The organism is Glutamicibacter sp. FR1 (genome assembly GCF_047300825.1).
Classification (GTDB): Bacteria; Actinomycetota; Actinomycetes; order Actinomycetales; family Micrococcaceae; genus Glutamicibacter; species Glutamicibacter nicotianae.
The window spans coordinates 2,916,466-2,928,600 of sequence record NZ_CP178602.1 but is presented as its reverse complement, the minus strand read 5'-3'; the positions used below and the strand labels follow the sequence as shown (position 1 = coordinate 2,928,600).

General features: G+C 59.9%; 13 protein-coding genes. 6 read left to right on the top strand and 7 right to left on the bottom strand.

Annotation, left to right across the window (positions count from 1 at the left end):
- Positions 1 to 576 precede the first annotated feature (576 nt).
- Complete coding sequence (locus ACLQ8T_RS14080) at positions 577 to 1,422, top strand: HpcH/HpaI aldolase/citrate lyase family protein (RefSeq protein ID WP_204722983.1); 846 nt, start codon at positions 577 to 579, stop codon at positions 1,420 to 1,422.
- An 86-nt stretch (positions 1,423 to 1,508) separates the two neighbouring features.
- On the opposite strand, the gene ACLQ8T_RS14075 is transcribed toward ACLQ8T_RS14080, so the two are convergent.
- The 4 genes from ACLQ8T_RS14075 to ACLQ8T_RS14060 all read right to left on the bottom strand — a co-directional run bounded on the left by ACLQ8T_RS14075 (position 1,509) and on the right by ACLQ8T_RS14060 (position 5,365).
- Positions 1,509 to 2,999, bottom strand: a complete 1,491-nt coding sequence (locus ACLQ8T_RS14075; protein WP_413455005.1) for an alanine/glycine:cation symporter family protein — start codon at positions 2,997 to 2,999, stop codon at positions 1,509 to 1,511.
- A gap of 227 nt (positions 3,000 to 3,226) precedes the next feature.
- Entirely contained in the window at positions 3,227 to 3,349 is a 123-nt protein-coding gene (ykgO, locus tag ACLQ8T_RS14070) for a type B 50S ribosomal protein L36 (protein WP_413455004.1), read from the bottom strand.
- Positions 3,339 to 4,400, bottom strand: a complete 1,062-nt coding sequence (locus ACLQ8T_RS14065) for a GTP-binding protein (RefSeq protein ID WP_413455003.1) — start codon at positions 4,398 to 4,400, stop codon at positions 3,339 to 3,341. The genes ykgO and ACLQ8T_RS14065 overlap by 11 nt, the downstream gene beginning before the upstream one ends.
- A 107-nt stretch (positions 4,401 to 4,507) precedes the next feature.
- A complete protein-coding gene (locus ACLQ8T_RS14060) occupies positions 4,508 to 5,365 on the bottom strand; it encodes a fumarylacetoacetate hydrolase family protein (protein WP_413455002.1) in 858 nt (285 codons plus the stop codon).
- 219 nt (positions 5,366 to 5,584) lie between these two features.
- Here ACLQ8T_RS14060 and ACLQ8T_RS14055 point away from each other — a divergent pair, with 219 nt between their 5' ends.
- From ACLQ8T_RS14055 to ACLQ8T_RS14040, 4 genes are read left to right on the top strand one after another with little or no spacing between them, the layout of a single operon-like run.
- Positions 5,585 to 6,226 carry an ABC transporter permease gene (locus ACLQ8T_RS14055; protein ID WP_073707787.1) on the top strand — a complete coding sequence of 214 codons (642 nt, stop codon included), beginning with the start codon at positions 5,585 to 5,587 and terminating at the stop codon, positions 6,224 to 6,226.
- The gene (locus tag ACLQ8T_RS14050) at positions 6,219 to 7,481 is read left to right on the top strand and encodes a betaine/proline/choline family ABC transporter ATP-binding protein (protein ID WP_413455001.1); all 1,263 of its coding nucleotides are present in this window, start codon (positions 6,219 to 6,221) and stop codon (positions 7,479 to 7,481) included. Before ACLQ8T_RS14055 ends, ACLQ8T_RS14050 begins: the two co-directional genes overlap by 8 nt.
- Positions 7,478 to 8,206, top strand: coding sequence for an ABC transporter permease (locus ACLQ8T_RS14045; protein ID WP_413455000.1), 729 nt, complete (start codon positions 7,478 to 7,480; stop codon positions 8,204 to 8,206). The genes ACLQ8T_RS14050 and ACLQ8T_RS14045 overlap by 4 nt, the downstream gene beginning before the upstream one ends.
- A complete protein-coding gene (locus ACLQ8T_RS14040) occupies positions 8,203 to 9,180 on the top strand; it encodes a glycine betaine ABC transporter substrate-binding protein (RefSeq protein ID WP_413454999.1) in 978 nt (325 codons plus the stop codon). Before ACLQ8T_RS14045 ends, ACLQ8T_RS14040 begins: the two co-directional genes overlap by 4 nt.
- Before the next feature lie 149 nt (positions 9,181 to 9,329).
- Here ACLQ8T_RS14040 and ACLQ8T_RS14035 read toward each other — a convergent pair whose 3' ends face one another.
- Positions 9,330 to 9,488: a hypothetical protein gene (locus ACLQ8T_RS14035; RefSeq protein ID WP_158024707.1), complete on the bottom strand. Its 159-nt coding sequence runs from the start codon at positions 9,486 to 9,488 to the stop codon at positions 9,330 to 9,332.
- A gap of 222 nt (positions 9,489 to 9,710) precedes the next feature.
- Here ACLQ8T_RS14035 and ACLQ8T_RS14030 point away from each other — a divergent pair, with 222 nt between their 5' ends.
- The gene (locus ACLQ8T_RS14030; protein ID WP_121867356.1) at positions 9,711 to 10,259 is read left to right on the top strand and encodes a YceI family protein; all 549 of its coding nucleotides are present in this window, start codon (positions 9,711 to 9,713) and stop codon (positions 10,257 to 10,259) included.
- Between the two features lie 113 nt (positions 10,260 to 10,372).
- On the opposite strand, the gene ACLQ8T_RS14025 is transcribed toward ACLQ8T_RS14030, so the two are convergent.
- Positions 10,373 to 10,816 carry a hypothetical protein gene (locus tag ACLQ8T_RS14025; RefSeq protein ID WP_413454998.1) on the bottom strand — a complete coding sequence of 148 codons (444 nt, stop codon included), beginning with the start codon at positions 10,814 to 10,816 and terminating at the stop codon, positions 10,373 to 10,375.
- A gap of 125 nt (positions 10,817 to 10,941) precedes the next feature.
- Positions 10,942 to 12,129, bottom strand: coding sequence for an MFS transporter (locus ACLQ8T_RS14020; RefSeq protein ID WP_413454997.1), 1,188 nt, complete (start codon positions 12,127 to 12,129; stop codon positions 10,942 to 10,944).
- Positions 12,130 to 12,135 lie beyond the last annotated feature (6 nt).

Here is a 12,135-nt window from a genome sequence, read left to right as displayed (position 1 = left end):
CCCTCGGGGAGGAAAGGACTAGACCGCAAAACGAGGTTATCGCAGATGCATTGACCGACTATATTTGGCCGTCACCGCAGACTGCGAGCAGGTTTAACAGTTGTGAAATTCGTTATATGCACCTGGCTCAAAGGATGATGCAAGCTGCTTCGCGCAATGGCTGGGGGAGCAGGCCTCGCCCTTGGGAGCGCTTAATCGAAGTGGCCAGTCGCAAAGCTGGCAGGAACGAGCAAGGAAGAAAGCCAATCAAATATCCATGAAGGAATTTCTCCGGTTCCGGCGAATGGAATTAGCGTGATGTGCTTGATTAGCTGATTTCGGATAATCGATGATCATTTCCAGCTTTGTGCGCATTGCCATCGAATATCGGAAATGGCAGATCCAAGTAAAGGTGAAACACCAGGATCACTACGAAATCCAAGCACATTTCCGCTGCAGAACAGCCAGTCTGGCGCGCTGGAGCACCACGAAACCCGGTTGCTTTTGCATTGTATTTCAAGGTAGCTGGTTCACTTGAAGCAAATACTGTACATGGCCAGTGGAAGCCATGCGTGGCAAGTGAGTAGTGTAGGACTTATGGCATTCCGAAATCGTCGAGCTGCGGCTCTTCCTGCAAAATTATCCCGTTCCTGGCTCTTGGTCAATGCTGCCAAGGAGGAAACTTTCGCCCCTTCACTAGCATGTGAAGCGGACTCGGTGATTTTCGATATGGAAGCTGCCGTTCCTGATGATCAGAAGATCCAGGCTCGCGACAACGTGGTACGCGCCCTGTCCAATGGCATGACTGCCTGGGTGCGCGTCAACGGCATTGACACAGATTTCTGGGCCGATGACCTTGCCGCCCTGTCGGGGGCCCCGGGCCTGCGCGGAATCATGCTGGCCATGACCGAGCAGCCTGAGCAGGTGACCTACAGCGCGATGCGCCTGCGCGCAGGCACCCCGGTACTTGCCTTGATCGAAACCGCCTTGGGCATCGAGAACGCAACGAAGATCGCTTCAGCGCCGGGCACCTTCCGCTTGGCGTTCGGCATCAACGACTTCCGCAAGGACACCGGCATCTCCGATGAGCCGATGGCCCTGGCCTACGCACGTGGCCGCCTCGTGATCGCTTCGCGTGTCGGCAAGCTGCCCGGCCCAATCGACGGACCACCGCCAGCGGGTGCCGACGCGGCCAAGGTGACCGAGGAAACCCGCGTCACCGCTTCCATGGGCATGACCGGCAAGCTGTCCCTTTCCGCTGACCACGTGGACGGCATCAACGCCGCGCTGGCTCCAAGCGAAGACGAACTGTCCTGGGCCATGGAACTGCTCGAAGCGCACGCTGCCGGCGCATCGGTGGGTGACGGCTCCTACCTGCCTCGCCTGGCCCGTGCCCAGAAGATTGCCGACCTGGCCGACTCCTACGGCTTGTGGAACGCCTAGGGCTTCAGCCGCAGTCCAACTGCAAAGGACCCGTTCGGCATCTGGAATCAACCAGATGCCGACCGGGTCCTTTTCGCTAGCTGCGCCTATGCCTCGTGGGCACCGCGGTTGCGCGAGGAGCCGACGACGTCGCCGGCCTTCCACTCGGCCCAGCCCGGACGATCGATCATGAAGTCCTCGATCTGCGCCTTGGTGGCTTCCAGCTTCGGGTCATGCTTGAGGTACCAGCGGGTTTCGCGTGCCACCATGCCCGACAGGATCAGCAGGCCGATCAGGTTCGGCAGCGCCATCAGGCCATTCATCATGTCCGAGAAGTTCCACACTGCGGTCAGCTCGGTGGTGCAGCCTACGTAGACGACCAGCGAGAACACGACGCGGAACGGCATGACCAGCTTGCGGCCGAACAGGCGCTCGATGTTGCGCTCGCCGTAGTAGCTCCAGCCCAGGATGGTGGAGAAGGCGAACATGACCAGGCCGATGGTCACGATCCAGTGGCCCCACTCGCCAGGCAGGCCGTTGGTGAAGGCCTGGCCGGTCATCAGCGCGGCGGAGATCTGCTCGCCGGTGGCCTCGTCGATCAGGTTCCAGGTGCCGGTGGTGATGATGACCAGGCCGGTGCAGGTGACCACGATGATGGTGTCGATGAAGGTCTGGGTCATGGAGACCAGGCCCTGGCGAACCGGGTGGGTGGTCTGTGCCGACGCGGCGGCGATGGCAGCCGAGCCCATGCCGGACTCGTTGGAGAAGATGCCACGGGCAACACCGTACTGGACAGCGATGATGATGGCCGAGCCGGCGAAGCCGCCTACAGCAGAGGTGCCGGTGAAGGCGTCGGTGAAGATAGTGGCGAAAGCGGCAGGGATGCCTCCGATGTTGGCGATCAGGATGTAGATCGCTGCCGCCACGTAGAAGACGATCATCACCGGAACGAAGCCAGCGGTCACTCGGCCGATGGACTTGATGCCGCCAACCAGCACCGCGATGGACAGCACGGTCAGGACCACGCCGGTAACCCATGGGGCCACGCTGAACGAGTTCTCCAGGTTCAGGGCGATGGAGTTGCCCTGAGTCATGTTGCCGATGCCGAAACAGGCCAGAGTGGCGGCGATGGCGAAGAACAATGCCAGGAACTTGCCGAAGGGACCCTTGATGCCGCGTTCGAGGTAGTACTGCGGACCGCCGGACTTTTCGCCGGCGGAGTCAGTGCCGCGGTAGCGCACGCCGAGGTAGGCCTCGGCGTACTTCGAAGCCATGCCGAGCAGGCCGGTGACCCACATCCAGAACAGGGCGCCCGGGCCGCCGATGCCGATGGCCGTGGCCACACCGACGATGTTGCCGGTGCCGACGGTGGCGGCCAGCGCGGTGGTCAGTGCCTGGAACTGCGAGATGTCGCCCTCGGCCTCAGCGTCCTTGCGCTTGAGCAGGCCAAGGCGCAACGCGGCGGCGAGCTTGAAGAACTGCAGGCCGCCCAAGCGGATGGTCAGGTACAAGCCGGTGCCCAGAAGCAGCGGGATGAGGACAAACGGTCCCCAAATGACGGAAGAGATATCCCCGAAGAGGGTGCCCAAAGCGTCCATGGATTCAATATCCTTATGTGCGAGTGACTGATGATGAAGAGTCTCAGGCGAGACGCCGATTCCCCTATGTGAGTGCCATCATATGGCACTCGGGAGAGGTGTGTCACAAAGCGCGCTGATTCAAGTCATGTCCAGTTCATTAACTTGTTTTCACCAATGGACCAGCTGTTTGGGCCGAAAAGGCTTGCCGGCATCCACTGCGGTGGATGCCGGCAAGCTGTGGGGCTTCAGCCCTGCCGCGCTTTCATGCGCGGATTCTTCTTGTTGATCACGAAGACGCGGCCGCGTCGTTTGACCACTTGCGATCCAGGTGCCTTCTTCAGTGCGCGGATGGAATTCCTAACTTTCATGCCATTCACCTCCCTCGTGATTCGCGGAGTTGAACAGCCCCTTGAGCTCTTCCTCGGTGACCTGGCACTGCTCGAAGACCTTTTCAAGCTGCGAAGCTTCATGCTCGGATCCGTAGAGCAGCAATTCTGAAACGGCGATATGCGAATGCCAGGCCCCAGTGTTCTCCATCCAGATGCGCGGACCGGCTCCGCCGATGGCAACGCGTTCGCTCAGCGCGCTGGCTACCCAGAGGACGCCGCGGATGCAGGTGCAGGACTCAGCCAGAGACGGCAGGGCTTGGCGGAAGCGCTCGGGGTGAAGCGGACGTTCCGCGTGCAGACGGATCGGCGCGCTGCTGGCATCAAAGGGTGTTCGCGGCAGATGCCCGGCGCTGGTGCGCTGCCGTGCCGCGGCGGGGTGGAAGGAGCCGAGTTCCCCTTCGTTCACGCAGATTTGCGCATGCGGCGCCATCTGCCGTGCCAGGCCGAGACCGGCTTCGTAGCTGGTGCCGCCAGCACGCCGCGGACCTGCAGCATCCTCAAGCAGCTGGGCTTCCAGGCCTTCAACAGGAATGATCGTATCTGCCTGCATCAGTTCGGTGAAGAAGAACTCTCCGGCAGTCCGCGCATCGTGCTCCATGGCGTTGAATCCCGATTCCCAGAGGGTATGCCGATCCCACATCTGGTTTTCCAATTCGGCTGGATCCAAGGCCAGCGCGATGCTGCTGATCTGCAGATCCAGTGGTTCGAGTTGCGTTTCGAGCATTTGGAGCACCGTGGCGCTATGCCAGGTGGAAGGCAGGCCCAAGACCATGGTGGATTCGGAATCCTGGGGTGCCAGGCGCCTGATGGTCGGCAGGATCTCGAATTTCGTGGCACAGCCGATGCAGGGATGCTCAAGCACTGCTTCGGCTCGTTCGGCGGCCGCCGATCCAAAGACGTGGCGCACCAGCCGATTGCCGTCGACGAAGTCATAGCGCAGGAAGATGGAATCTGGGCAGTAGCGTCGCAGGTGCTCCAAGCCGGTGTCGCGGCTGGAGGTGTCAAGTGCGGAGAGAGCAATGAGGTTCACGCATCACAGCTTATATGAGAATGAGTCTCAATAACAAAAGAGTTGCGATGCTTAACGGCCAGGGGCCTGCCCGCAATCGCGGACAGGCCCCGAGAAGCAGGTGAATATCAGTGCTGCGGCGCGTGGAAAACTACCGTCGAGGTTCCCAGTCCCTCAATCGAGGTTTCAAGCGCGTCGCCGTGCTTGAGCCACGGGTGGCGCCCATTCTCGTCCCGGCGTCCCAAGGCGACACCGGAAGGCGTGCCAGTGAGGATCACGTCGCCCGGCCGCAATTCGTTGAACGTCGAAAGATAGGAAACCAACTCATCCGCCGAGAAAATCAGGTCATCGATCTGCTCGTCCTGCACCACGGTGCCATTGACCTTGCTGCTGATGCGCGCCGAAGGATTCAGCTCATCAGGGGTCACGAGCCAAGGACCCAGGGGAGTCGAGTGGTCCCAGATCTTGCCCTGCAGCCATTCCTGGGTACGGCCCTGGTATCCGCGCATCGACACGTCGCTGGACACTGCATAGCCGGCAATATGCGCTGACGCATCTTCCTGGCTGATGCGACGGCCAGGCTTGCCGATAATAATGGCCAGTTCTGCTTCGTAGTCCACACGGTGGTCCTCAACGGGAATCTCAATCGAGTCATTGGCACCGCAGAGGGTGGAAGCGAACTTCGCGAAAACCGTCGGATACTTCGGCAGCTCTTCGCCGACCTCGGCTGCGTGGGTCTTGTAGTTCAAGCCGATGCAGTAGATTTTCTCCGGCTTGGGAATCAGCGGCGCGTAGTCGGCTTCGCCCTCGGCAATGGAATCACCCACCAGGGCCCGGGCAATGACTTCCTGCTGGAAGGCTTCCTCGAGCCGCAGGAAACGCTGCACCGAATCGAGGTTGTCCAAATAGTAGGCACGGCCATCTTCAATGACAGCCGCGGTGGTATGGCCTGGTTCGCTGGCGTGGCGGAGCGTGGCAAGTTTCATGAATCTATCTCACTACATTTCTCGCTGAAAGTGCACCATATTTCGTACCCGTCAGGAGATTCCCATCCTTGCTGAATACGGCCAAGCCAGAGCCGTGTTATCGAAACGTGGCTTGGTCAGGCTACGGCAACCCGGCTAAACTCAGGGCAAGCTCGGGTTGCAGTGACCAGTCCTGAAACAAAGATCTAGATACGAAACTAAAGTGAAGCAGGTTTTAATGTGGGTGACTTTATTGGCGAGAGATCTCGCCATATCCTCTTCGCCTCCTGGCAGCATTTCTCGCTCGTCGCGCAGTGCCTGATCCTGGCGACAATTATTTCTGTCCTTATTGCCGTACTGGTTTACCGCAATAAGTCCTTATCCGGTTTGGCCAACGGTATTAGCGCCATCGGCCTGACCATTCCATCCTTCGCCTTGATCGGTTTGCTGATTGTTCCCGTCGGCTTCGGCGTCACGCCGGCCGTCATCGTGGTGACGTTCTTCGCGGCCTTGCCGATTCTGCGCAATGCGATCGTAGGCCTGAACAACATCGAGCCAACCATTATCGAGTCGGCACGCGGCATCGGCATGAGCCGGCTGAAGACGCTGGTCTCCGTGGAAATACCGATGGCGTGGCCGGTGATCCTCACGGGCATACGCATTTCTGCCCAGATGGTGATGGGCGTTGCCGCAGTGGTCTCCTACGCCTTGGGCCCAGGCCTTGGCGGATTCATCTTCCAGGGACTGTCGCGTCTTGGCGGCGCGAACTCCCTGGAATCCGTGGTTACCGGCGTCGTTGGCGTCGTTATCCTGGCGCTCATCCTTGACTTGATTTTGCTCGGCATCGGCCGACTGACTACCCCGCGAGGTATCCGTGTCTGAAAATAAGATTTCCGAAAACGCCGTGGCCCAGAATGTCACCGGCGCTTCGATCATGCTCGAAGAAGTAACCAAGACGTATCCGGGGCAGAAGAAGTCGGCCGTCGGCGGCCTGACCCTCGAGATCCCCGCAGGATCCATCGTGATGTTCGTCGGGCCATCCGGCTGCGGCAAGACGACCACGCTGAAGATGATCAACCGGCTGATCGAGCAGACCAGCGGCAAGATTGTCATTGACGGCGAAGATGTCACCAGCATGAACGGCGACGAGCTGCGCCGTCGCATCGGCTACGTGATCCAGGCCGGCGGGCTGTTCCCGCACATGACCGTGGCTGCCAATATCGGCATGGTTCCAAAGATGCTGGGCTGGCCCAAGGAGAAGATCGCTGCCCGCGTGGACGAGCTGCTGGAGCTGGTCTCGCTGGACCCGGACCTGTACCGGAACCGTTTCCCCAAGGAACTCTCAGGTGGCCAGCAGCAGCGCGTGGGTGTGGCCCGTGCGCTGGCAGCGGATCCTCCGGTGCTGCTGATGGATGAGCCATTTGGTGCGGTCGACCCGATTACCCGCCAGCGCCTGCAGGATGAGCTGCTCAATATCCAGTCCGAGGTCCAGAAGACCATCGTGTGCGTGACCCACGACTTCGACGAAGCGGTGAAGCTCGGCGACTGGATCGCGATCTTCAACGAAGGCGCGCAACTGGAGCAATACGATTCCCCGGAACGGATCCTGGCCAATCCGGCCAGCGAGTTCGTGGAGAACTTCATTGGCTCGGGCGCGGGCCTCAAGCAGCTGACCCTAACGCGGGTGAACGAAGTGGAGCTGGAAGACGCGCTGACCACTATCCCGGGCAAGAACGCTTCGGATGTGCTCTCGCAGCTGCAGGGTGCCGGACGCAAATACGCTGTGGTGCTCGATTCGCGCGGACGTCCGCTGCGCAGGCTGGACCGCAGGCAGCTGTCGCGTGCCCAGATCATCGAGGGCACCTACGACGAAAACATGCCGGTAGTCGGCGAGCAGGCAACCTTGAATGACGCATTAGACACCATGCTGGTGGCCAGTTCCGAGTCGGCCCTGGTGACGGGGCGTCGTGATGTGCTCACCGGTGTCATTACCGTGCAGACCGTCATGGAGGCGATCGCCGCCGCCAACAATTCCGAGGATGCTGACCACGAAGCTCCGGTGGGCCTGAATTCCGGTGCCATCAATGTCGTGGACATCGACGGTGCCGCCGCCGGGCAGGGTGGTGAACCGGCATGAGATCCGAAACCCGCAGCTTGATTTGGCAAATCGCCGGAATCGCAGCTGCTTTTGCCATCCTGATGGGTTGGCTGGTGACAGCCGATCTGACCGAGACCGAACGGCAAACGCTGGATCCCACAACAATTTGGGGCTATACCCTTGACCACCTGAAGATCACGGTCATCGCTGCAGTCATCGTCCTGTTGATCGCCATCCCGCTGGGCGTGCTGCTGACCCGCCCGGGACTGCGCAAGGCCGCCCCGGCGGTACGCGCCATTGCAAACTTCGGCCAGGCGGCACCCGCCATCGGCGTTATCGTGCTCTTGGCGTTCTGGCTCGGCTTCGGTCCGAAAACCGCAATCATCTCGCTGGTGATCTACGCGATTCTCCCGGTGCTCTCCAACACCATTGTCGGCCTGCAGCAAGTTGATGCGCGCCTGGTGGAAGCCGGACGGGGAATCGGCATGAGCCAGATGGCGGTGCTGTTCAAGGTTGAACTGCCGTTGGCCGTCCCGGTGATGCTTTCGGGCATCCGCACCGCACTGGTGCTGCTGGTAGGCACCGCGACGCTGGCCACCTTCATCAATGGCGGTGGGCTGGGAATCCTGATCACCACGGGTGTGAACCTGAATCTGAATGTGGTGCTGATCGCCGGTTCGCTGCTCGTGGCCTTGCTGGCCTTGACGGTTGACTGGCTTGGCCGCGTCGTCGAACAGGTGGCCCGACCGAGAGGACTTTCGTGAACCGCAAACTGAAATTCGCTGTCCTGTCCATGGCCGCGCTGATCGGGTTGACCGGCTGCGGGCTGAGCCCCTCGACCGGCACGGTGCCCCCAGCTGGCCCGGCCGAGATCAAGCCGCTGGTCGACAACGCTGCAAGCACGTCCGTGACCGTGACATCCAAGGCCTTTACCGAGCAGCTGCTGCTGGGCAAGATCACCGTGATCGCACTCGAAGCCGCCGGGTATGACGTCACCGACCTGACCAATGTTCCCGGGTCCCAGCCGGCACGCCAGCTGCTGCTTTCCGGAGACGCGAGCGTGCTCTGGGAGTACACCGGTACCGCGTGGCTGACCTACTTGGGCCATGAGAAGCCTGTCGTGGGCGAGGAGGAGCAGTGGCAGGCCGTGCATGATGAGGATGTTGCCAACGGAATCGTCTGGGGGAACCCGGCTCCGTTGAATAACACCTATGCGTTGGCGATGAACGAGGAAACGACCAAGCGGTTGGGGATTAGCAAGCTTTCCGAGCTGCAGAAGCTGGATCCCGACGAACTGACGTTCTGCGTCGACCCGGAATTCAACTCCCGTCGCGACGGGCTGACACCGATGCTGGAGCATTACGGCATCGACCGTGGCTCTGAGGTGAGCGAGGACAATATCGGCTTGTATGATGTTGGCGCCATTTACCAGGCGACTGCTAATGGCGCGTGCAACTTCGGCGAAGTCTTCACCACTGACGGACGCATCAAGGCATTGAACTTAACCGTCCTGGAAGATGACCGGAAGTATTTCCCGAGCTACAACGCTGCCCCGGCTTTCAATGGAGAATTCCTTGACGAGCACCCGGAGATCCAGCAGATCATGGATCTGATCGCTCCATTGCTGACCGATCAGGTCTTGATGGACCTGAATTACCAGGTCGATGTCGTTGGACGTGAACCAGCCGATGTTGCCTTCGAATGGATGGTCGGAGAGGGCCTGGTCTCCGAACCCTGATCCCGGCAACGCAAATTGCAGGCAATAAATACTGGATCCCCGGCATCTCGATGCCGGGGATCCAGTTTAATGTTGCCGAGGATTCACTGGGGAGTGGTTCCGCTCCGATGGTTTTGCTTGCAGGATGGAGATAGGTGGATGCCCTCTGCCTACGGCTGATCACGGGTGCCGAGCTCGCCGTCGACTTCATCGGCGATTTCGGTGCTGGCAGCGGTAGTGATGGATTCTTCCTGCCAAATTTCCTCTAGCTCTGCAGATAGCTCGGCTTCCTCTTGGACATGATTGGGGTCTGGGTTATTTGCGTTCATGGCCTCAGTCTAGCCATGAACGTGCAGGAGTAAAGGGGTGATTGAAAAATAATTTCATCGGAAAATTTCCTAGTCAGATTCGAAAAATGAACCTTGCGACGATCCAGTTTGAACTTTTCTTGCGAAAAGAAGTTGACGCTTCAACTTCATTAGTGTCATACTGGTATCAGCAAAACAGATTGAGGCGTCAACTACTTGGCGGCCCGACGAAAGGATGTAGACATGACTGCAACTGCACTGACCACCGGAACCTGGAACCTCGACGCATCGCACTCCGAGATCGGCTTCTCGGTTCGCCACGCAGGCATCTCCAAGGTGCGCGGCAGCTTCACCGAATTCGATGCAACCCTGACCACCGGCGAGACCCTAGCCGACTCCTCGGTTGAGGCAACCGTCCAGATCGCATCGGTCAACACCAAGGATGCCAACCGCGACGCTCACCTGAAGGGCGAGGACTTCTTCAACGCTGAGCAGTTCCCAACCATGACCTTCAAGTCCACCGCAGTCAAGGGCGACGCCGGAGAGTTTGTTCTCGTTGGCGACCTGACCATCCGCGGCGTGAGCAAGGAAGTTGAATTCGAAGCTGAGCTCGGCGGCGAAGCTGTTGACGCCTTCGGTGCAACCCGCGTTGGCTTCTTCGCATCGACCACCATTTCCCGCAAGGAATTCGGCATCACCTGGAACGCAGCACTGGAAGCCGGTGGCGTTCTGGTCAGCGACAAGGTCAAGATCGAAATCGACGCTTCGTTCGTACTGCCAACCGCAGAGTAATAGTTTCCCGAAAGCCGTCATGGGGATGACGGCGCAAGGGCCGATACCGGAAAGCCCCCGGCTCACGAAAGTGAGCCGGGGGCTTTGCCGTTAAGAGCGTAATTGCGAGGTGCCTAGAACTCGCTGAATGACGGTTCCATGGAGAACATCAGAGCGCCGAAGATCATGAGGGCGAAATACGCAACCCAAAGGATGCCGAAAATGGTGCCGATCCAGCCGGTCACCTTGCCGACCGTGGCTGCCGTGTTGAATTCTCTCTCGGCTTTGTTGGCTTTGGAAATAGCAATCGGCCCAAGAATCACGCCTGCAACGAAAAGGGACAAGATGCCAAGAATCATCGAAGTCTGCGCCAACTGGGCGCCTTCGAAATGGGCTGCAGGCGGATAGCCGAAGTTGCCCTGGGGATATGGACCCGGCTGGCTGTGAGCCTGCTGGTTGTAGTACGGCTGCTGAGGCACGCCATTGAGCTCGTAGTAGCCAGGCTGCTGGTACTGCTGGTTCTGCCCCTGCTGTCCCGAAGAATAAGGGTTTCTCGGTTCTTCGCTTGGACTGGTCATGACAACCTGCTTTCCGTTCGTGAAGCTCATGCGCCTAGTTCAAGATTCTCTCATGCAGATGGCCAAAGCGCCTGAGCGATAGGAACTTTCCGCAACGAAATGAAGGCGCGAACCTGTCAGGATGCCTAGCTTTCAGGATGCTTTCGGCGCCACAGCGCATGGGTGCCGGTCGCCAACGCCACGAGCAGCAGGCTGAATGCCAACCCGAAGCCGAAGATCTGGCCGTAGCCGCCATGCTGCGCCAGATCCGCGGTGAGGTAGGTCGCCGCAGAAGCTCCGGCAAACAGGGCAAAGACGAAGAGCGAAACGGTGGTGGCCCTCGCGTCTGGCGAGATATCGGTTGCCCAGCCCTGCATGGACGAGTGCATGATGGCATTCGTGGCGCCCAGCAGGAATGCCGTGACGGTGTACGAGGCGGGGGATGGTGCGAATGCTGAAGGGAGGAACGCCGCGCAAAGCACCAGTCCGCCAGCGCCGATAAGCCACGTTCGGCTGAAACGTGCCACCAATTGGCGCATCAAGCGCGCGCCCAAGATGACTCCCAAAGCGAAAGCGCAGCCCAGCGCTCCGGCCAGCCCGATGGAGACACCTGATTCCTGCAAGGCCGGGACGATATAGGTCAGCAAGCCCATCAGCAGGCCGCCTTCGAGGAAGACGATGCCATAGAGGGCCAAATTCATTGGACGTAACGCGGCACGGAAATTGAACCCGGACCGGGAACGCTCCGGCTCTGCGGACTTCCGCAGGGAATACAGGGCAGCAATGCAACCGAGTGCAGGCAAGAAGAACACCAGCCGCCAATCGACAAAGGACGCCAATGCTCCCGAAGCTAACGTCGCCAAGGTCGTGCCCAGCGAGGAATAGATCTGCAGGTCGGAAAGGCCCCGCGCGCGTTCCACGCCGGTGCGGGTATCGCCCAACAGCGTCAAAAGGGTCGGGTACAGCGCACCGAACATGAGCCCGGTGACGGAGCGGGCAATGAGCAGCGGCAGGTAGTTGGTAAACAGGATGCTTGCGATTGCGGCCAGCGCGGCACCGATAAGCGCAGCACGCAACACCGCCAAGCGCCCGAAGCGGTCACTGAGCATGCCCCAGATCGGCTGGCCAATGGCATAGAACAAGGCATAGGACGCTACCAGTTGGACCGCTTGCGCGAAGCTGAGCGAGGTGCCGACCGACAAAGCGACCAGCATCGGCGGGGTGCCATAGCGGTCGAAGAAGGAGAGGAAGCCTATGAAGCGCAAAGCAGGATCGGGAACGCCATGTGCCCGAGACTGGAGGTCCTGATCTTGCCGCATTCCGGCCTTTCGCATCTATTT